At 49.7% G+C, this 20,950-nt stretch carries 18 protein-coding genes; 9 read left to right on the forward strand and 9 right to left on the reverse strand.

Going from position 1 to position 20,950, the window contains the following annotated elements:
• Nucleotides 1-324: 324 nt before the first annotated feature.
• Entirely contained in the window at nt 325-486 is a 162-nt protein-coding gene (locus tag KME12_21445) for a hypothetical protein (protein ID MBW4490352.1), read from the reverse strand.
• Nucleotides 487-668: 182 nt separating this feature from the next.
• A complete protein-coding gene (locus KME12_21450; protein ID MBW4490353.1) occupies nt 669-1,829 on the reverse strand; it encodes a hypothetical protein in 1,161 nt (386 codons plus the stop codon).
• A gap of 111 nt (nt 1,830-1,940) precedes the next feature.
• Between KME12_21450 and KME12_21455 the strand changes: the two genes are divergently transcribed.
• Nucleotides 1,941-3,470: an NAD(P)/FAD-dependent oxidoreductase gene (locus KME12_21455; GenBank protein MBW4490354.1), complete on the forward strand. Its 1,530-nt coding sequence runs from the start codon at nt 1,941-1,943 to the stop codon at nt 3,468-3,470.
• 96 nt (nt 3,471-3,566) lie between these two features.
• Here the strand turns inward: KME12_21455 and KME12_21460 are convergent, their stop codons facing one another.
• On the reverse strand, nt 3,567-4,595 hold the full coding sequence (locus tag KME12_21460) for a hypothetical protein (protein ID MBW4490355.1): 1,029 nt from the start codon (nt 4,593-4,595) through the stop codon (nt 3,567-3,569).
• A 247-nt stretch (nt 4,596-4,842) separates the two neighbouring features.
• Between KME12_21460 and KME12_21465 the strand changes: the two genes are divergently transcribed.
• The 3 genes from KME12_21465 to KME12_21475 all read left to right on the forward strand — a co-directional run bounded on the left by KME12_21465 (nt 4,843) and on the right by KME12_21475 (nt 8,525).
• Nucleotides 4,843-5,310, forward strand: coding sequence for a hypothetical protein (locus KME12_21465; GenBank protein MBW4490356.1), 468 nt, complete (start codon nt 4,843-4,845; stop codon nt 5,308-5,310).
• Between the two features lie 450 nt (nt 5,311-5,760).
• Complete coding sequence (locus KME12_21470) at nt 5,761-7,386, forward strand: FAD-dependent oxidoreductase (GenBank protein MBW4490357.1); 1,626 nt, start codon at nt 5,761-5,763, stop codon at nt 7,384-7,386.
• A gap of 203 nt (nt 7,387-7,589) precedes the next feature.
• A complete protein-coding gene (locus KME12_21475) occupies nt 7,590-8,525 on the forward strand; it encodes a DMT family transporter (protein ID MBW4490358.1) in 936 nt (311 codons plus the stop codon).
• 81 nt (nt 8,526-8,606) lie between these two features.
• Here the strand turns inward: KME12_21475 and KME12_21480 are convergent, their stop codons facing one another.
• Nucleotides 8,607-9,269 (reverse strand): class I SAM-dependent methyltransferase, encoded by a 663-nt coding sequence (locus tag KME12_21480; GenBank protein MBW4490359.1) that lies wholly within the window; start codon nt 9,267-9,269, stop codon nt 8,607-8,609.
• A gap of 96 nt (nt 9,270-9,365) precedes the next feature.
• Here KME12_21480 and KME12_21485 point away from each other — a divergent pair, with 96 nt between their 5' ends.
• Both KME12_21485 and KME12_21490 read left to right on the forward strand, forming a co-directional pair.
• Nucleotides 9,366-9,776: a hypothetical protein gene (locus KME12_21485; protein MBW4490360.1), complete on the forward strand. Its 411-nt coding sequence runs from the start codon at nt 9,366-9,368 to the stop codon at nt 9,774-9,776.
• Nucleotides 9,777-9,873: 97 nt separating this feature from the next.
• Nucleotides 9,874-10,497 (forward strand): Uma2 family endonuclease, encoded by a 624-nt coding sequence (locus KME12_21490; GenBank protein MBW4490361.1) that lies wholly within the window; start codon nt 9,874-9,876, stop codon nt 10,495-10,497.
• Between the two features lie 8 nt (nt 10,498-10,505).
• Here KME12_21490 and KME12_21495 read toward each other — a convergent pair whose 3' ends face one another.
• The 3 genes from KME12_21495 to KME12_21505 all read right to left on the reverse strand — a co-directional run bounded on the left by KME12_21495 (nt 10,506) and on the right by KME12_21505 (nt 15,429).
• Nucleotides 10,506-12,773, reverse strand: coding sequence for a hypothetical protein (locus KME12_21495; GenBank protein ID MBW4490362.1), 2,268 nt, complete (start codon nt 12,771-12,773; stop codon nt 10,506-10,508).
• A 225-nt stretch (nt 12,774-12,998) separates the two neighbouring features.
• Nucleotides 12,999-13,772, reverse strand: a complete 774-nt coding sequence (locus KME12_21500; protein ID MBW4490363.1) for an AAA family ATPase — start codon at nt 13,770-13,772, stop codon at nt 12,999-13,001.
• A gap of 262 nt (nt 13,773-14,034) precedes the next feature.
• Nucleotides 14,035-15,429, reverse strand: coding sequence for an N-acetylmuramoyl-L-alanine amidase (locus tag KME12_21505; protein MBW4490364.1), 1,395 nt, complete (start codon nt 15,427-15,429; stop codon nt 14,035-14,037).
• Between the two features lie 324 nt (nt 15,430-15,753).
• Between KME12_21505 and dnaG the strand changes: the two genes are divergently transcribed.
• Nucleotides 15,754-17,796: a DNA primase gene (gene dnaG, locus KME12_21510; protein ID MBW4490365.1), complete on the forward strand. Its 2,043-nt coding sequence runs from the start codon at nt 15,754-15,756 to the stop codon at nt 17,794-17,796.
• On the opposite strand, the gene KME12_21515 is transcribed toward dnaG, so the two are convergent.
• Complete coding sequence (locus KME12_21515) at nt 17,793-18,326, reverse strand: pentapeptide repeat-containing protein (GenBank protein ID MBW4490366.1); 534 nt, start codon at nt 18,324-18,326, stop codon at nt 17,793-17,795. The two genes, dnaG and KME12_21515, sit on opposite strands and share 4 nt — an antisense overlap.
• A 259-nt stretch (nt 18,327-18,585) precedes the next feature.
• Here KME12_21515 and KME12_21520 point away from each other — a divergent pair, with 259 nt between their 5' ends.
• Nucleotides 18,586-19,185, forward strand: coding sequence for a YraN family protein (locus KME12_21520; GenBank protein ID MBW4490367.1), 600 nt, complete (start codon nt 18,586-18,588; stop codon nt 19,183-19,185).
• Between the two features lie 51 nt (nt 19,186-19,236).
• Here the strand turns inward: KME12_21520 and KME12_21525 are convergent, their stop codons facing one another.
• Nucleotides 19,237-19,626: a hypothetical protein gene (locus tag KME12_21525; protein ID MBW4490368.1), complete on the reverse strand. Its 390-nt coding sequence runs from the start codon at nt 19,624-19,626 to the stop codon at nt 19,237-19,239.
• Nucleotides 19,627-19,775: 149 nt separating this feature from the next.
• On the opposite strand from KME12_21525, the gene queA reads away from it, so the two are divergent.
• Nucleotides 19,776-20,948 carry a tRNA preQ1(34) S-adenosylmethionine ribosyltransferase-isomerase QueA gene (gene queA, locus KME12_21530; protein MBW4490369.1) on the forward strand — a complete coding sequence of 391 codons (1,173 nt, stop codon included), beginning with the start codon at nt 19,776-19,778 and terminating at the stop codon, nt 20,946-20,948.
• Nucleotides 20,949-20,950: the final 2 nt, after the last annotated feature.

The raw sequence follows: 20,950 nt of genomic DNA on the forward strand, positions 1-20,950 counted from the left end.
TTCGAGGGTGCTTTCGTCAGTGAGAGCAGGAGTTGTAGATAATGAAGATGGGGTAGAGGTCATGGCTAACTTTCAATGCTTCTAGCCTGACCCTATCCTTTTCTTGAGAAATTTTCGCTCTACTGAGCTTAGCCCTGATAGTACTTGCATTACCAATTTCAAGCTTGGTTTGTTCTCCAGCCAAGTTATTTAGAATTAGATAAGCGCCCGCCGAACCAGGAACAATACGTCGGCTGGGTAATTTAGCTCTGTTTGACCAATCGTTAGATGCTTCTTCTATGTGGGTTTTTAGAGCTTCTGCACTCCCTAAAGCATCAATATGGCTTAAGAATACAAAGAGCTTATCTGCGATCGCTCTGCTCGGCTACCGGGAAAGAGATCGTAGAGGCGATGCTTGTCGTGTAAATAGGGAGTAATGCGATCGGAAGCGCTAAGTTGACCAAAGAACAAAAACGGAGGCAAAGAATAAGCTAACTTTTTTCTCAAGTTGCAAGACCTCTCCCCAAACCCTTCTCCAGTGCGGAGAGAGACTTTGAATCTGGCTCCCCTTGCCTGCTAGGGAAGGGGCTGGGGGTTAGGTCTTATATGACTAATGCTCACTAAGCCATTTGTGGATATCCAATCATTGCCCTTGAAAAAAGACTATAAGTGGAATATCCTCTCAGCCATTAGTAACGGAACACAGCCGCTAGTGGAGCTTCCTCAGGCACTTGATCGGGTTCGACTGCATAGACTGTACCCCCATTGAGCAGCGTTTGAATCGCCGCAGAGTCTAGCAAATCTTCATCCCCAGGTTGGGCATCAGTATGCACCTGGATCTGGTTGGCATCGGGGTCAAAGGTGCCCCACTGTTGCACACCCACAGCGACAAACAGTTGCTCCACTCGCCCGTAGTAAGCCGCTGAAACCGCCTCTTTCAGGTCGTGAGAATTCTTGCCAGTGCCATTAAGCTCCCGGTAGTGCTCCACGGCTTGTTGTTGGGCTTGCTGGAAGAGAGGTTCTACAATCTGCCAAGTGGCGGCATGGAGTTCTTCTGGCTGGGAGATTTTTTGGTTGCCAGTAATCCCCTCATCCAGCAAGTGAGGGTAGGTATTGGCTTCGCGATAGAGCGGAAGGAGATATTCCACCCCTGCCAAAACCAAGGGCGCTTTTTGATTCCGCAGCGTTTCATGCAAGCTGGCATCTAAGGCATGGAAAAATTGCAGAATATCATTTTGCTTGGCACCATCATTGCCTTGACCGTGGAAAGAACCCGGTTGCTGGAATGAATTGTTGGTACCGCCGCGAGAAGTTGCGATCCGCTGCTCAATTCCCTGATCTGGCCCATCGTAGTGCAGTGCTGCATTCAGGGTTTTGGGCATATTTCCCACCTCAAGCTCTCGAATGCTGAAACGGCTGCCCTCAAAGAATTTCACTTCATCTTCTTGACTCAGGGTCAACAGATAGAATTTGCCGTCGCCCGTCAAGAGGGGCAGGAGGGGTTTAATGTGGAAGCGATCGCTAACCACAACCAGTTCATCAAAGCTAGTGGGCACACAATAGTAGTGAAACACGCCATTGGCAATAAAAATAGCCAAACCGTCGCTTTGGTGCTGCCAGAAGTCCTCATGATCCAGATCATGGGCGGGCTGCAGCAGTTCTACAGCTTCGGTAGAGCGCATGCCCTGATTAGCCAGTTGTTCTTCCGCTTGCCGAATTAAGTTCTTAAAACGAATTGGGTTTTGCTGAGTTTCAGAACCCAGTCGCACCATCGGCATATAAAGAGATACACAGACTCCTTGAGTTTGGTCTACTAAATTTTTTAGCTCTTCAATGGATAATATGCTCATAGCAAGTTGGCTCCCATATGGTACTTCCGCTAGAGTGCTTAACGTTAGCTCAACGATCGCCCTTAGCTCGTCTCTCTCCTGGTTGATGTCTGCTCTTTCGATAGGATTGGCATGCAAGATTTCGCTAGACCTAACTTTGATGTCATCGTGGTGGGTAGCGGCATTGGTGGCCTCACTGCTGGGGCACTGCTCGCTCGCTATGGCAAACAAGTGCTCGTGTGCGAAAGCCACAACCTACCAGGTGGTGCGGCTCAGAGCTTTACTTATCAGGGCTTTCATTTTGATGCAGGGCCGTCTTTCTATGCAGGCTTAAGCGATCCGCACAGTCTGAATCCATTAAGACAAGTTTTGACTGTGTTGGGAGAAAGCGTAGAGGCGATCGCCTACGATCCGCTGGGTCACTACCACTTCCCCGAAGGCACCTTTCCGGTTTATTGCCAGCTAGAGCGCTACCGAACAGCTGTAGCTCAAGTTTCCCCTCAAGGTGCTCAGGAACTTGTTCAGTTTGAGCAAAGATTATTAGCTCTCTACGAGGCGTTGCGCGGGATTCCTGCGATCGCGCTCCGGGCTGATTGGCAAATCGGGCCAATCTTAGCGACCCGCTATCTACCTGCTTTGATCAAGCTATTGCCCCAACTAGGCATGATTCAAAGCTCAATCGGCAAAATTATGGATCAGACAGTGCGCGATCCTTGGGTGCGACGGTTGATCGATTTGGAATGTTTTTTACTATCAGGACTAAAAGCAGCAGGTACAATCGCTCCCGAAGTCGCATTTATGTTAGGAGAGCGATCGCGCTCGGTCATTGATTATCCAGTCGGAGGCAGCGGGGCGATCGTACAAGCACTAATTCGAGGCTTGGAGCGTTGGGGTGGCAAACTGCGCCTCAAAACTCACGTGGAGCAAATTCTGGTAAAAAACGGCAGAGCAGTAGGTGTACAACTGCGTAACGGCGATCGCGTAACAGCTCCAGTCGTGATCTCTAATGCCACGCTTTGGGATACTTACACCAAACTTCTCAAACCTGAAGATCTACCTGCCCAATATCGAGAAAAGGCGATCGCCACACCAGCGGTAGACAGCTTTATGCACTTACACCTCGGTATCCGAGCGGATGGTCTAGAGGATTTGACTGGACATCATGTGGTAGTGCATAGCTCTGAGCAAGATATCACCACTCCGGGCAACACCTGCATGATCTCCATTCCGTCTGTGTGGGATGCAAATCTGGCTCCAGCAGGTCATCATGTGGTTCATGCCTATACTTTGGAACCTTATGCAGGTTGGCAGCGTGATAAAAACTATGAGGAACGCAAACGAGAGCGATCGCAATCTCTTTTTCGAGCTTTGGAGCGAATTATCCCGGATCTGCACGATCGCATTGTGGTTGAACTCATTGGCACTCCCCTCACTCACGCTCACTATTTGCGCCGCCATCAAGGCACCTATGGCCCTGCGATCGCCGCTGGAGAAGGGATGTTTCCTGGCCCTCAAACTCCGATTGCAGGCTTATATCGGGTAGGAGACAGTACCAGCCCTGGCATTGGTGTGCCTGCTGTAGCAGCCTCAGGGATTTTATGTGCTAATACTCTCGCTTCCCCCGAACAAGTCAAGACATTGCTGGATCAACTGCAACTCTAGGGTTTATGAGAGCAGACCACCGTTCGCCCCTACAGGCATTTACAGCACTCTTTGGGGCCAAGAGGCGATCGCATGACCACCTCCTGACCTGCAAAATTAACCAAACAAGCTAGAACTATCCGTTGGTGCTAGAGGTAGCTCAAAGGTAGACGGTTGGTGCAACTGATTGAACAAGTCACCGGAGGTAGCATTTCCATGAGAACTTTTACTGCCCCCAGGAAGTGCTTTCGCGGTTAGTTGCACATCGTCAAAATCAACCTCAATTCCTGGCCCTTGCAATAAGTTGATCAGGCGAATTTCCAAGGGTTGTCCTACAACTGAATCAGTCGCGGAGCTAGTGTAAGTTATTTTAGAGGTCTTAAATTTCCCTTCCGGAATGTTGAGAGAATTGTCATCTACAGCTAGAACTTGCCCGCCAGCCAGCAGTTCAACTCGGTAGCCTGAAAAGCCTGGAAAGGAAATTCCGGGCACTGGGTCATCCCCTGTCGGATTACCAACCGCCACCGAAAGAGTATAGCGGGTGTTAGGAGCTAGCAGCGTATCCAGGGTTTGACTTAAACCTGCCTCTCCACTGCCAGGGGCTTGTACTAAGAAGCTGTAGCCGACGTTGTTGCCCTCTGGAACTCCACCAGGATAGTTATCAAGGGATGGATTGAATACCCCAGTCGCAGATGAATCTTCAGTCGTGACCTCAGGAATGATGTTGTTGGGGTCGTATACTTGCCAGCCCGGAGGTGGCTCAACAGTAAAGGTAAAGTCTTCCTGAGCGGGGTCTTCAAAGCCAGCGTTTTGGATCGCAATAGAAACCTTAGAGTTAGCCTTCTCTTTGACGTTCAACAAATCAGTGATTTTGTTTAGGTCAACTCCATCACCAACAAAAGACTGAAGTGCGCTTACAATCTCATCCACTTCAAGCTGTCCTGCAAGCGATGCAGTTGCGGCACCCTTCTGATAAATAGCAGCACGTACTAACCGAGAAATGTTGCTGGTGCTAGTGAGCCCAGATGGAAAGGCAATCCCACTAAAGGCGTTGTCAGAATCAATCAGGTTGAAGAACTCATTAGCTTTAGCAGCGATTCCTTGGCTCTCAGTTAAGCCATCAATCGATGAAGTTTTCTCTGGCATGGTTGGAAGTTTCTCCCTATGGGTCTTAAATTGGCGAACCTGACGTAAGGGGGCAACTTAGTGCTACTAAAGTACCCAAACATGCGATTTTTCTTTCACTTACTCCTATATGCGCTCAAATTCTGCGATCGCCTCTGATCCACTAAAACAGGACTTATCCCATTCGCAAGCTCAGCAGTAACTCAGGTTAGATTAAAGTTGCCGCTGCTGTAGTACCAGGCTGCGCTCATGACTATTGACACTTACCATGCTGAATTTTTTACGGTTGTTACTCACCCTAGCCTTACTGGGGGTCGGAATCGGTCGGTTTGGCAAACAAGCGATCGCTCAAGAGCATGAAGGCTGCTGGATGCTGAACTCCGCAGGAGCAGTGGTTGACTTAAATGGCTCAGTTTGTCCGCGATCGTCTGCTGTGCCTAGACTCACACCCCTAGTTTTCTCTAACTTAAAGGTTGAGCCTATCGCCAATGGCAAGGTTGCCGTGTCAGGGAGTGTGGTGAATCGCGACAGTCAACCCATTCCTCTAGTTTTGGTGGAATATAAACTGGTGGATCAGCAAAGTCAGGAGATTCTTTATGAAGGAATTGTGCCCCTAGAAACTCCCGGAGCGCTGCAAGCTGGAGCATCAATCAACTTTAGCCGTGTCTTGAATGCTAATCGATTACCGCAGAAACCATTGAGCGAGATGACAGTCCAAGTTGCTCGTTATCTTTGAGGGACTTTGGAGAAGTAGGCACCTTCTGGGCGATCGCCTTGGCTACTCTACTCACAGCTTGTGGCTATCAAGTTGCATTTTCTCCACTTGGTCAACCCAAACCGAATCCATCATCAACTGTACGTGCAGGAAATGCTTCACTGGTTCAATTGTTGTTGAAGCACTCGTGAAACTTTTGTGGAACCTCATCGGTTGAGATATGGCTATGACTCTGTCCTGGATCACGCGATCGCCACAAACCACCTTGAGATTGCCGCTTTGTTAAAGCAAAAAGACGCTAAACCATATGCACAGAAATAACCTCACGCTGAGGTTCTTAGCATGAGAATTATTTGTTCTTCCAGGATGACAGTAGCTTCAGTTTTTGGCTAACGTGTAGCAGATCTAACAAACTTCAGTTGGGGGATATTTCCCTCACTTGCTGTAAGAAAACTGCTGTTAAGGAAGCTTATGAGTCACTCCCCTCTCTTCAACAATTTGGCGCGGGCTATCCGGGTTGCTTTATTTTGCGAACGGCAGCGAATTTCGACTAGTCAAGGTTTAGAGTGGCTCGCCGCGATTGAGGAAGCTGCCGATCGCCAACGGTTACGCCGTCGGGAGTTGTTAGCGTTAGGCGGTTTGGGAATTGCAGGCGCGATCGCAGGGCATGCCAGAGGGACTAATGCTGCACCCAAACCAAAGGCGAGTGCCAACGTAGGAATTGTGGGAGCAGGGTTTGCAGGGTTAACTTGTGCCTACGAACTCCAGCGTAATGGGATTCTTGCCACCATTCATGAGGCGAGCGATCGCGTCGGGGGCCGTTGCTATTCTTTGGGTAACAACTTCTTTCCCGGACAGGTAGCAGAGCGGGGAGGTGAGTTTATTGATAACTTACACAAAACCCTAATCGGCTATGCTCGCGAGTTTGGTTTAACGCTGGAAGATGTCACCAAACAACCGGGAGAAATCTTTTACTATTTCAATGCTCAGCGCTACCCAGAATCAGTGGTGGTAGATGAGTTTCGGGCTTTGGTGTCAGCCATGCAAGCAGATCTACGCACCCTCTCTGGTGAGCCTAGCGCCAATAGCCACAATGAAGCGGATGTTAGGCTCGATCGCACCAGCTTACAGGAATATTTGGACAGTCGCCGAGCAGGCAATGTGGTCAAGGTAGCCATCAAAGCCGCTTATGAGGCGGAATATGGCCTACCGATCGCTCAACAAAGCTGCTTAAACTTCCTGCTGTTTATCCATGCCGATCGCCGCTCAAAATTTACGCCGTTTGGGGTCTTTAGTGATGAGCGCTATCACGTCGTAGAGGGTAACGACAAAATCACTCAAGGATTGCGCGATCGCCTGCAAGCCCCAGTCAAGCTAGGCATGAAGCTGTTGCGAGTACGACAGACAGGCACCAAGCAAATTGAACTCACTTTTCAGGCTGGCTCCCGCACCACAAGCGCTACCTATGATGCTGTCGTTTTGGCAATTCCCTTTACAACGTTGCGTCAAGTTGAGTTAGATGCCAGCCTGGGTCTGCCTGCCTGGAAGGTTCAAGCGATCCAACAACTCGGCTATGGCAACAATGCCAAGATGATGCTCGGTTTCAAGGGTCGGCCTTGGCTCCCTGGCAGCAATGGCAGCTCTTACTCCGATTTGCCCAACCACCAAACCACCTGGGAAACCAATCCCGCTAAAGCCACCACTACCCAGGCGATTCTGACCGATTACTCTAGTGGCGATCGCGCTCTGCGTCTCAAAGCCAATACTGTACAAACAGAAGCCGATCGCTTTCTCACCGATTTCAATCGGGTGTATCCAGGGTCAAAAGCAGTCGCCACTAAAATCAATGGTCAATACCGCGTTCACTTAGAACCTTGGCCCGCAAACCCTCTAACCAAAGGTAGCTATACCTGCTACACCCCCGGACAATTTACCACCATTGCAGGCAACGAAGGCAAACCAGTTGGCAACCTACATTTCGCCGGAGAACATGCCAACTCTTTCTACGAATGGCAAGGCTTTATGGAAGGAGCCGTTCTTTCTGGCATCCAAGCTGCTAATGAAATTCTCCAAGATCTCAAAGTTGGTAACCTCTAGCCATTAACCATTTAAAGGTCCTACAGGCTGAAGCCTGGGACTATTGGAACTAAGCCTGCCTACGCAGGCTACAACCACCTTGACAGAAGTTAGACCGCGAAGGCGGTCTTCGTTCTTGTAGCTGCGACTTTAGTCGTTAGGCATGCATGTAGGAGCTAGCACCCTTACAGTGGGGTATTGTGCAATCAATCCTCTACTGTTAAATGCTAATTTGGCTCACCCAATTTAAGGGAGAACTAGCCGCGTTAAGTGCGGCATTTTTATGGGCAATCGCGTCCGTGATCTACACTCGCATCGGACAGCGGGTGCCTCCCTTAGTTTTGAACTCGGTTAAAGGCGTGATCGCGATCGCCTTCCTTGTGATTACGCTTTGGCTCCAAGGCAGTGGTCTGCCCAACATTAACGGTACGGCTTTGGGACTGTTGATCCTGAGTGGAGTAGTAGGCATTGGTTTTGGTGATACCTATTACTTTGCCGCGCTCAACTTGCTGGGGCCAAGACGAACTCTACTATTAGAAGCCTTAGCACCACCGCTATCTGCTTTTCTCGCCTTGCTGTTTTTGCAAGAAACTCTAGAGCTGAGCAATTGGCTAGGGATTTTCCTCACTATTATCGGCGTGACCTGGGTTGTAAGTGAGCGAGTGCCTACCGGGGATACCAATGCAGCAACAGAAAAATCAACTCATCCTTTGCAGGGAATGGGCTACGGCTTACTGGCAGCGTTGGGCCAAGCAGGAGGAGCGGTGCTATCGCGTGCCGCTTTAACTCAGAGCACCATTAGCCCTTTGTGGAGCACCTTAGTCCGCCTAGCCGCTGGTGTATTGGTGTTGTTGGTTTGGCTATTAGTACGACGACAAGCGGGATTAGTGGTGAAAACCTTAGACTTCGAGCGCGATCGCCGCCGGAGTTTGTCTTGGTTAGGGGCGATCGCCATTACTTCTTTTTTCAGCACCTATTTAGGCATTTGGCTGCAACAAACTTCGCTCAAATTTACGGCAGTTGGAGTCGCCCAAGCCCTCAGTTCCACCAGTCCCCTGTTCATTCTGCCGATCGCGATCGCCCTAGGAGAGGTGGTCAGTAGACAGGCAATCTTGGGGGTGCTTGTCGCCTGGGCAGGAGTCTGGCTTTTGTTTAGCTAAGGTTTTTCCCTGCACCAGATGTCTGTAGCCTGCGCAGGCAGGCTTAGTTCCGATAGCTTCAGGCTTCAGCCTGCGGGATTTTTACCGTTTCAGAGCCAAGGTTAAACCATCCGCGATCGGCACCAAACTCAGCGTGATGCGTTGGTCTTGATGCAGTTTGGCATTAAAAGCGCGAATCGATTCTGTGCGGTTGTCTTGCACTTGCGGATCTGCCACCCGCCCAGACCAAAGCACATTATCGATCGCGATCAACCCACCCGGGCGCACCAGTTGCAGCGATCGCTCGTAATAATTCCAGTAGTTGCTCTTATCCGCATCAATAAAGGCAAAATCAAAGCTTTCTGCCTCACCAGTAGCTAAAAGCTGGTCTAGAGTGTCTACCGCTGGGCCAATTCGCAAATCTATTTTGTCGGCCACGCCTGCGGTTTGCCAATAGCGGCGGGCGATCGCGGTGTAGTCTTCGCTCACGTCGCAAGCAATCACTTTGCCATCCGCAGGTAAGGCCAGAGCCACCACCAAGGAACTGTAGCCTGTGAATACCCCCACTTCCAGCGTCTTCTTAGCTCCCATTAGCTGCACTAACAGCGCCATAAACTGCCCTTGCTCTGGAGCAATCTGCATCTGGGCCATCGGATGTTGAGCGGTTTCCTGCCGCAGTTGCACTAGAAGCTCAGGTTCCCGCAAGCAGTTAGACAATAGATAGTCATACAGTTGGTTAGTCAGATCAAGTGTTTTATTAGCCATAGGAGTATTTTGCTTAAAAATGCAGCCACAAAATTACTATATTGAGGTATTAAGGAGACTCGCTGTAATTGGGAACGAAGAGGAGAGTAGGTGTTTATGATCCGAGCGATTTTGGCAGTAGTATTGGTGGGACTGTTAACGGCTTGTGGCAACAATATTCCGGGGCTGAGCAATCGGGTGGTGCAGCAGGCGATCGCCCTCCAAGTTGGCCAAACTCAACAAACCCTCGCCACCCAACTCCGCCTGAAGAAGCCACCCAAAGTAGAAGTAAAGCAAGTTGCGATCGCCAACCAAGAGTCGTTAAAAATCCAGGGTTTACCTGCTTACCATCTCCAAGGAACTTACGACCTGACACTGAAGCTACCCAGCCGCCAAGTGACTCAAGAGCAAAATCCGTTTGAAGTCTATTTGCAACAGCAACCCGACCAGAAAACCTGGAAGCTAGCTCAACTCAGCAAATCAGATACAGCAGCAGAACCAGTTTGGGTCACAGAACCTATTCAGTGAACCTCTTGCATACTAGGTAAGGCAAGGGCAAAGCTTACACCTCAACTAATCCAAAGGCCCATGCAAGAAGTCCAAGAATCCCAAAGGGAGATTGATTATGGTTGGGCAAGTTGCGCGACCGCCACTGACCTTTGATCAGTTTGTGGATCAGTACCCAGAAGATGGAGGACGATATGAATTGCGCTGGGGCGAGGTTGTAGAGATGCGCCCGACTGGCCCACACGAAAAGGTAGCAGCTTTAGTAGCCCGCAAACTAGATGTTGAGATCGAACGGTTAGCATTGCCGTGGTTTATTCCTCGCACCTGTTTAGTCAAAGTCGCAGGGTCAGAGATTAACGGCTATCTCCCTGACTTGATTGTGCTAGATGAGGTAGCACTAGAGTCTGATTCTTACTGGCAGCGGCAATCCAGCATCTCTCTAGGTAGTTCGGCCAAGCTTGCAGTTGAAGTGGTGAGTACGAATTGGCAGGATGACTATGCTCACAAACTGGCGGACTATGAGCAGTTAGGCATTCCAGAATATTGGATTGTAGATTATCTGGGTTTGGGAGGTGTGCGCTACATTGGTTCGCCTAAGCAACCCACAATTACGGTGTATACGCTAGTCGATGGGGAATATATCGGCACCCTATTTCGAGCGGGCGATCGCGTTGTCTCCCCGCTCCTTCCAGAGTTAAATTTGCTGACAGATCAAGTATTCGCAGCAGGACAATCGCTGTGATTGCCCAATCAATTTGCGTGGGCGATCGCTGGCTGACGGTTATTAGGCTGTTGGTTCGGCTGCTGAATGGGAATTTCGATCACGAATTCAGTGCCTTCGCCTGGAGCCGAAACACACTGCAATGAGCCGCCATGCTTCTCTACAACAAGTTGATAACTGATCGACATCCCCAGCCCCGTTCCTTTACCGACAGGTTTGGTAGTGAAAAAAGGATCTAGCAAGCGTTGCTGGACTGCCGCAGACATGCCAGGGCCATTATCAGCAATGTGGACTGCAATGCGATCGCGACCCACTCTGAGAGTGCGAATTGTAATCGTCGCTGCGAGTTTCGTGCCTGTGTCTGCTAACTTGGTTTGATGCTCATCCAAGGCATCGAGCGCATTGGTGAGAATGTTCATAAACACCTGGTTGAGTTGGCCGCTATAGCACTCGACCCGGGGCAAGTTGCCGTATGCTTTAACCACCTGAATGGCTGGATGCTCTGGTTTAGCCTTGAGGCGATTTTGCAGAATCATCAGAGTGCTATCGATGCCCTCATGGATGTCCACATCTTTGACCTCTGCTTCGTCCAGGCGTGAAAAGTTCCGCAGAGACTGCACAATATCACGAATGCGATCGGCCCCTACCTTCATAGAACCCAGTAATTTAGGCAAGTCTTCCTGTAAAAATTCCAAGTCAATTTCTTCAGCTTGGGCTTGGAGGTCTGGAGGAGCATCCGGAAACTGCGTTTGGTAGGAGGCCAACAAGTCCAATAAATCCTGGCTGTATTGGCTGGCATGAACCAGATTGCCATGAATGAAATTAACCGGATTATTGATTTCGTGAGCCACTCCAGCCACCAGTTGACCCAAGCTAGACATTTTTTCGCTGTGAACCAGTTGGCTCTGAGCTTGGCGCAACTCAAGCAACGTGGCCTGGAGATGATCATTGTTTTGGTGCAACTCTTCGGTGCGTTGTGCTACCCGAGACTCTAACTCTTCGTTGGTTTTCTCTAGAGCGGCAAACGAATCCCGCAACTGTTGGGCCATTTGGTGAAAGGACAGCGACAGAATAGAGATCTCATCTAAGCCAGCCAGTGGTATGTCAGTCCCCAAAAGATGCAGCGCTTCGCCTGTGGTTTCCTGGCTCCCAGCATCGGTTTTCTCAGCTTCGATCGCCCTAAGCTTATGACATTCTTCTAAAATTGGTCGCAAGCGATCGTTGAGCCGCCGCACAAACAAAGCTACCACCAAGGCCAGGATTGCCCCTGCACCTAGAGCCCCTGAGATCGTGATGCTTAAGACTGGCCCTAAAACTAAGGACTGCGGTACGACTGCTAGCATCAACCAGTTAGTATTAGATACTCTGCGATAAGCCCAAAACTGGCCCTTTGCTTGAATGATTCCAGCCTGTCCGTTTTGCAACTGGGGCCAAATGTCCTTGAGGGTTGGTATCTGTTGGTAGCGAGCTCGAATTTTTGCTTTTTTCGGATCAGGAGGATAAGCTAACAAATTGCCTTGTTCACTCAAAATGACAAAATAGCCCCCCCCACGAGTTACAGGCGCTTTAACTTGTTCACCGAGGGCTGTAACGTTGACATCTTCTCCCACAATGCCAAGCAGCTTGCCACTGTCACTATAAAAGGGACTCGAAAGGCTAGTCATGGTAATACCGTACCAATCAAACGGTTCTAGCCAGACCGTTTTTCCTTTTGCTACAGGTACTTTGTAATATTCTCGATCTGGATAGTTATCATCAGAAAATAACTCTGAGTACCGAATATTACTATAGGGGGGCGGTAACTGTTGGCCTACAGCTCCTGATGCACCTTGGTCTACATAAAAGTAGGGATAGAACCATTGCCGACTTGAGACAATTTGGCCAGAAGCTTGGCCAAAACCAACTCCCATTGTTAGTTTCGGACGCTTTTGGAAAACTTCAAAGACTATTTTCTTATAGGCTTCTGGATCTTTAATCTCAAGAGCCTGCATGGTTTTAACTCCGGCTGCTAAACCAATAATCGATTCCTCAGCCTGGGTAAGCTGCCCTTCAATCGACTTTACCTGAGTGTCAAGTGTGACTTGAATTTGTTCCTTAGCTCTACTTTCAGAAGCTTGATAGAATAAATAAGACATTCCCCCCAAACCCACAAAGGCTCCGGTTAAAACATACAAAAACAAGCGAGAGCCAATAGAACGTGCCCAAATAGACTTGAACCAATAGAAGGGCCTAGAGTGAAAAGTAGCTTTAGACTCGGACAAAGGCTCGTACAGTGGTTGTTGGGATGAAGGGGGCATAGGCTGTTATCTAAAAGGTATCTAAGCCGAACTAAAAGCAACCCTTTGATGTAAAGCTCCAATTCAACCCGCTAGTTGATACCGAGCTATGGCTCCATCGTGAGCCAACTAGAATCAGAACTACAACAGCGATCGCGCTGATTGATCTCCGCCATTCTTACGTTCTTAGCCTTCAACCCTAGGTTTGCCTCTAGCGATCGCGTTGTCTCCCCTCTTGTTTCCGCTTTAAGTACTAGGCTCAGGAATATCCTCAGGTAGAATGGTCATCATCAATTCTTTGCTAACTTTGTCAAGTTTGACCAGTCGGTTTGCTTGTCTTTCAACAGTTTTTTCAAATAGGTTTCTGACCAATCTGGCATTGCCAAAGTTTCTATTTTTATGGGCATACAAATGCATGAGTTTTTGCAGTAAACTCTCTTTAGCTAAATCATTTAATTGAAAATGATGCTGCTGGCAAACTGATTCAAAAATACTGAGCAATTCTTCAGGGATATAATCAGCAAAATAGAGATATTTGTTAAATCTTGAACTTAAGCCAGGATTGGCATCGATAAACCTAGACATTTCATCGCCATAACCAGCCACAATCACGACCAATCTCTCGCGATAGTCTTCCATGCGCTTCAGCAAGGTATCGATCGCTTCTTGACCAAAATCGTTAGTCGCTCCTTCTGGCTTCAGAGTGTAGGCTTCATCAATGAAAAGTACACCATCTAGGGCTGACTCAATCAATTGATCCGTCTTAATGGAAGTTTGGCCAATGTAGCCAGCGACTAGCCCTGCTCTATCGGTTTCAATCAAATGCCCCTTCGCAAGTATCCCTAAGTTTTTATAGATTTCACCTATAAGCCGAGCTACCGTGGTTTTTCCAGTTCCAGGAGGCCCACAGAATACTGAATGAAGGGTCACTGAAATATTGGGCAGTTCCTGTTCTTGACGTAATTTCTGAATTTTTAGAAAGTTAATCAGATTGTTGATTTCATCCTTGACGTTGCTCATGCCTACCAGCTGATGCAGCTGTCTCAGGACAAGCTCTAAATCTGTAGAATCTGCCTTGACTTCAGCACTAGAGCTATTGCCGCCACGACTCAGCTTTGCCTTCATCTATTGCAGTTCAGCTTCGATCTCATAATCCCGCCAATTCATACTTTTCACCTTTCAAGTTCTGGCTATAGCTAGAGAGATATAGAGCCGTTGCTAGCACCCACTCATTGATGCCAGAGCAGAGCCTGAGGTTTGCTACATGCATGGGTCGTCGAGATTACAATAAACCTGCTGTTTCGTAGAGCCGTCTGAGGGTAGCGGTAATCTTAATGCCGTACTGTAAATCTGCTGTCCAGCGACCACTTAGTTGCTCAACTAAAGGTGCGATGCCACGAGTGACAAAGCGGAATCGGGGGTCTACTACATCCTGAACCAAAGGCTCAGTGCTGGCGTAAGCTTTGAGATGCTGAATATGGGCTCGAACCCCAATCCGAGCGCTGGGGAAAGACGCACCCACCTCAGCGCCGCCGACCGTGCCCAAACCTGCAAAGTTGTTTTGCGAAGGCTTGAGATCACCACCAAAACGCAAAAAGCCTGTCTCTACACACATTTGGCAAAAGGCAATATCATAATTCACGCCTTCTATGCTGGCTTCCTCGCGGTAGAGCTTCGGCAAATCGGGGAACTGAGTCAAGGCATTTTCGTTATTAGATTTGAGGAACATCATCAGCTGGACTTCGGAAGTATTGCCGTTGCTGATGATGCGGTCTAGTTGACCCGGGCAAATTGAGAGGATCGATCGCAGGATCACCGTCCGGCTAGCGCTATCCCAACCGACAGAAATGTTCAACTCCCGCAAATCTACGGCTCGGATGTAAACAATATTGCGGTAATTAATCCGGCGAATATTAGGAGCCTTAGTCAGATCCACCCGCAAGCGATCGGCTAGATCAACGGGAATGTAAGCGTTGCCATTTACGACAATCCCCTGCTCACCATAGAGAGAGCCGTTGATATTGATGTTGGCGGGCGTATAGGTGCCAGTCGTCGGTACAGGGGTAGGAGTGGGGGTTGGCGTGGGAGTCGGTGTAGGCGTGGGGATGGATGCATCGACCGCTCGGCTCCAAGCGGCTAAGCCGTCAGCAATGCCTAAGGCAATATCGCGGCGACGGTTTTGAATCAAAAAGCGATCGTCTGGATTGGTTAAGAAGCCCACTTCCATTAACAGGGAAGCAGGAACCACTTGACGGCAGAAAGCTAAGCTGCCCACTCCGGTAGTAGTATCGGGTCTGGCTCCCCGGCTCGGTAGTTGGGGCACTCGGCGCAGCAGGGCCAGCAGCAGCAGCTCTGAGTGAGCTTTGCGCTCGTCGTTGTTGGCAATATAAAGAACGCTGGCTCCTCGGATAGAGGGATCAGAAAAGGCATCGGCATGGATTTCTAAGGCAACGTCACCCACACGCCCGCGACTGTTGATCCAGGAGATGGTCCCCGCTAGGCTAAGGTCATCAGGTACGGCCAAAACTTCAAACCCGCGCGATCGCAGTTCGGTTACAATCAAGTCCCGCAGCAGGATCATTTCTCTGGCTTCTGTGGTGCCACCCGCGATCGAGCCTGGGTCGATTCTGCCGCTCTCGTTCCCACCATGACCTGCCGAAATAAAGATCCGTCCCATCTGCGCTGTTTCCTCTAGAGCTAAAAATTATTGATATTTAGTGGCTGTTTAATAAAACTGCTGTAGCTTGGCTTCTATAACGGCCCTCAATCCATGATTTTTAGTCAGTAAAATTACCCTTAACCAGTTGATTATGCCCAACCCAAAGCCAGAATACAGCGTCCACGCTGGATCACCGTGATAATACTCGAACTTCAGCCATTTGCACCAATGGGTTTAGGCGAATGGCGTCACAGCATGGCTTTCCTCGAAATGCAACGGCTTGGCTGAAACTGAGAGAGCGGTGACAATAGTAAGCGAGTTCTACTTCTCGGCACAGGGTTAATGGACATTCCTCGGCTGCATCCTGACACTATTGAGCAAGTCAAGCAAAAAGCTGACATTGTCGATATAGTTTCTGAGCATGTAGTGCTGCGGAAACAGGGCAAAGACTTTGTCGGGCTGTGCCCGTTCCACGATGACAAGTCTCCGAGCTTCAGCGTCAGTCCCAGCAAGCAGTTTTACTATTGCTTTAGCTGTGGAGCGGGAGGCAACACGATCAAGTTTCTGATGGAGTTGGGCAAAAACTCTTTCAGTGATGTGGTGCTGGATCTGGCTCGGCGCTACCAGGTCAATGTCAAAACTTTGGCTCCAGAACAGCGCCAAGAACTGCAACGGCAGCTTTCGGTGCGGGAGCAGTTGTATGAAATTTTGTCCCTGACGGCCAAGTTTTACGAGCACGCCCTGCGACAACCTCAAGGAAAGGTCGCTTTAGACTACTTACAAAATTCTCGGCACTTGAGCCAAGAAACCATTCAACAGTTTCAACTGGGTTATGCTCCGGCGGGTTGGGAGACGCTGTATGGCTATTTGGTAGACCAGAAGCATTATCCGGTGGAATTGGTTGACCAAGCGGGGTTGATTTTGCCGCGCAAGTCAGGAGGTGGCTACTATGACCGCTTCCGCGATCGCCTAATGATCCCGATTTTAGACATTCAGGGTCGCGTGATTGGTTTTGGCGGGCGAACCCTCAGCGATGAGCAGCCCAAGTACCTCAACTCCCCCGATACCGATTTATTTGACAAAGGCAAAACCCTGTATGGGCTAGACAAAGCGCGGGCCGCGATCGCCAAGCAAGACCAAGCAGTAGTCGTAGAAGGCTATTTTGATGTAATTGCCCTCCATGCAGCAGGAATTACCAATGTGGTCGCATCTTTGGGCACTGCCTTGAGTGTGGCCCAAGTAAAACAACTGCTGCGCTACAGCGAGTCGAAGCAGGTCGTATTCAACTTTGACGCAGATGCAGCGGGGGTGAAAGCGGCAGAGCGGGCGATCGGGGAAGTGGCTGATTTGGCTTATCAAGGCCAAGTGCAGTTGCGAGTGCTGAATATTCCAGAGGGCAAAGACCCCGATGAGTTTCTGCACACTCACTCTCCAGAGCATTACCGCAGCTTGTTGGAAAGAGCACCCCTCTGGTTAGATTGGCAAATTCAGCAGGCACTCCAAGGCCAAGACCTCAGGCAAGCCGATCAGTTTCAGCAGTCGATTCTGGCGATCGTCAAGCTATTGGGCAATTTACCCAATACTCCCCTACGGACTCACTACATCCACCAGTGCGCTGGGTTTTTGAGCCAAGGGGATGCCCGACTGGCGCTGCAACTCGAAGAAAATCTTCGTACCCAGGTGCGGGGGCAGCGTTGGCATGGGCGATCGCAAAAATGGGAAAAACCCACCGACTACACCCTACGCGAAGCCGCCGAAGCCCAACTTCTCCGCATCTACATCCACTGTCCTGCCCATCGCCCAGAAGTTCATGCGGCTCTCAAGCAGCGCGAGTTAGAGTTTAGCTTGTCTCATCACCGCTTTTTGTGGCGGCAGATCCTAGATATTGAAGAACCAACTATTGATGAGGAGACCCGTGACTCACTTACTTTGCGCTTTGATAAGGGCGAAGATAAATGGGTGACTGATTGGGAAGAGAATACGGAAATTGATTTACTCACTGCGCTGCAAGACCGTTGTACAGAGTCTCCAGAGGAAATTAAGCGAGTCTTGCACATTCTGCAACTCGACGAAACCGCAAAGCTAGATATTCTGCGTCCTAGCCTAGCGATTCGCACTGCCACTGCTAGCCTAGAGCGGATCATGTGCGAAAAACGTTGCCGTCATCTGCTAAAAATGTGGGAAGAAGCGACGCAAGCAATTCTTGCCGACCCCAACCAAGTACAAATTTTAGATTCTCTAGAACAAAGCTTAGATGAGGCTTTTGATACGGAGGCATTACGGTTTCAAAAGCTGTTCTACGATGAAAGACGCTATCTGCAAGAACTTGATCGCCAACGCTGTGTTACGCCACTCGACTTATTAGAAGTACCCCAGTTGGGCTAGTCGCAGTAAAGCGTATCGCGGGTATCGCGTCCAGTCACGGGGTTGGTGCCTTTAGCTACCTTGCAGAGCAAAGCTTGAGCGTCTTGACGAAACTCTACATCGGTGAAATCTGCGCCATCAATTACGGCTCGCTCAAACTTGGCATTGAAGGCAAAGGCTCCTTCGAGAATAGCATTGGTTAAATTCGCGTCTGACAGGCGGGCTGTATCTAGAGTGGCGTTGCTGAGGTTTGCCCCTTCTAAGTTGGCAGCTTCCAGATTGGCCCCAAAGAAACTCACGCCTCGCAAATCTGTATGGCTAAGATTAATACCGCGCAGGTTGGCTTTAGTAAAGCTGGAGTCTACTAAAACACGGTCCGAAAAGTCAGCTCCCACCAAGAAAGCCTTGGTATAGTCCTCAGCCAAGGCAGGAGTCGCGATCGCCCCCCAAATCATTACCCCAGCCAAGGCCATCAAGAACAAACTGAAACAAGCAGCGGCTAGGCGTTGATACCAGGCTATTTTCACTTCGTTCTGAACTGGGTTCTGCATCAATGGGAAACTGTACCTTCTGTCCATCTCGCGTACTTTGTACTTTTTTGTACTTTACTGAGTGACTATGACGAATCAGTGAGTCTGGAATCACTATCAATCCGCCAGGTTGATTCTAAGCCCAACCCAGAGCGATCGCAGCGACCCCATCCTTGATCCTACCCGAAGCTGTGAGTCTCCCTAGTGAAAAAGCCTATGAGTCGTAACCTAGGTTAAAGTTTCGCTATAGCTGAACTCGGAGCAAATTGGAGCCAAGGTCATGAATCCTGCACCGCCGCAACCCCCGCGATCGCCCCGTTCGTCTCAGTCTAAGAGCGAAATTGGATTACTCGGAGAAGCCTTGATTGCAGAGTGGTTAAAAGCTCAAGGTTGGGCCGTGCTGCATCAGCGTTGGCATTGCCGTTGGGGCGAAATTGACTTAATTGCCCAACAACCTGCAGCACAGCAACCTGCAACACAGCGACCTGCGGAACCCAGTCAAACGCGATCGCCCTCAGCCACGCTTGTATTCGTGGAAGTTAAAACTCGTAGTGGCAATAATTGGGATGCGGACGGATTGCTCGCCATCACTACCCAAAAGCAGGCCAAGCTCTGGCAGACAGCAGAATTATTTTTGTCCAGTCATCCTGAACTAGCAGAATTACCTTGTCGCTTTGATGTAGCGCTTGTGGCATGTCAAGCTCTATCAAAAGCCCAACCGCAGCCTGAAAATATTAGTAAAGACAAGATTCAGGCTGCAAGATTGGCAATGAGCACTGCAATCAGCAATCGTAGAGAGGCGATCGCCCAAGGGCAACCTATTGCGATCGGTAGTTATCAGCTGAGCTTAAAAGACTATATTCAAGCTGTTTTCACTTAATGTGAATGCCAGCGAGCAAGAGTTGTCAGAGAACTGAAGCTTAGGGCAAGCTTAGGCCAAAGTTTCAGGGCAATAGCCGAGTCCAAGCACAAACTGCTTACGGAATTCTTCAATCTCAGCCCGATCAGGACTGCCATGAGACACCACTGCCACTTGATAGCGTCGCATCACATCAATCGCAGACTGACCCGTCTCCAAACTCCACAAAGCCATTTGAATGCGAATTTCTGGCTCGTAGGGAATGCCTAGCTCGTTTAAGAAAGCTCGGAAATCTCCATCTTCCTGTGGACTCAAGTAGCGATTCATCTTGACCTTGACGACCCAGCCATCAATCTGATGAATTACAGTCATGAATCGAACAGGCATTAGCGTGGTGCCGTGTAGGTGTTCGACGACTCTTAGGGTGAGGCTGGCATTGCCAAGGTAGTAGAGATATTCCATGTTTCTTCGGACCCAGCGAATGCTACATTTCTATTCTTACGGGAATATGCTGAACTCAATAGGGGAAAAGCCCCCGACCTCCTATGGGGGGTTCCACCCAATATTGTCCTAAATGTTGCCTCTCATCGCTTGTCGCAGCCCACTCTGGTATGAACTTCACGACCAAACCTCACGATTTCAGTTCTTCATCTCAGCCCATCACCTCGGCGATCGCTCCTGAGTCTACCTCCGACCAATTACTGAGTGCTTACGACTACGAGCTACCCGAAGAGAGAATTGCCCAGAACCCAGTAGAACCGAGAGATCAAGCTCGTTTGCTCGTCCTCAATTCCTCGACTCAGCATAGCCACCGCATCTTTCGGGACTTGCCAGATCTCCTGCAACCGGGGGATTTACTAGTGCTCAATAATACCCGTGTGATTCCAGCCAGATTGTACGGTCGTAAGCCAGGGGGCGCTGCAATCGAAGTCTTGCTCCTAGAACCCCAACCCCAACCTAACTGCTGGCTGGCCTTAGTCAAACCCGGTCGGCGGCTGAAACCAGGAGCAGAAATTGAGTTTAGCCCAGACCCAACTGCGCCACCTCGCTTGAAAGCCACGGTGTTAGCCACAGATGCCCCGACGGGGGGGAGAATCTTGCAGTTTGAGGTGCCCGATGGAGAGACTTTGCAGACACGGCTTTCCGAACTCGGTCAAGTGCCTCTACCGCCCTACATTACCCAATCTCATGCAGAGCCAGAACGCTACCAAACCGTTTATGCAGCTCAGCCTGGGGCGGTAGCAGCCCCAACCGCAGGATTGCACTTTACCCCTGAGCTATTGGCACGGCTACAAGCTCAAGGCATTGACCAAGCTTTTGTCACCTTACATGTCGGAGTTGGTACATTTCGGCCCGTAGAAGCGGAGGATATTACCCAACACGCCATGCATAGCGAGTGGGTGGAAGTTCCAGCCGATACGGTTGCTAAGATTCAGCAGACCAAAGCCCAAGGAGGGCGCGTGATTGCTGTGGGTACAACGGTCGTTCGCACCTTGGAAGGAGTGGCACAGCAAGCTGAGCAGAATGGCAACCAGCCTGGGGAATTGCAGCCTTACCAAGGCAAAGTGAATTTGTTTATTTATCCTGGCTATCGCTGGCGCGTGGTAGAAGGATTAATTACCAACTTCCATTTACCCTGCTCTAGTTTGCTGATGTTAGTGAGTGCGTTGGTGGGGCGTCCACGCTTGATGGCGTTGTACCAGGAAGCGATCGCGGAACAGTATCGTTTCTACTCGTTTGGAGATGCGATGCTGGTATTGCCAGAGGCCAGAATTCAATTGTAGGT

Origin of the sequence: Trichocoleus desertorum ATA4-8-CV12 (genome assembly GCA_019358975.1) — a bacterium.
Taxonomy (GTDB): domain Bacteria; phylum Cyanobacteriota; class Cyanobacteriia; order FACHB-46; family FACHB-46; genus Trichocoleus; species Trichocoleus desertorum_A.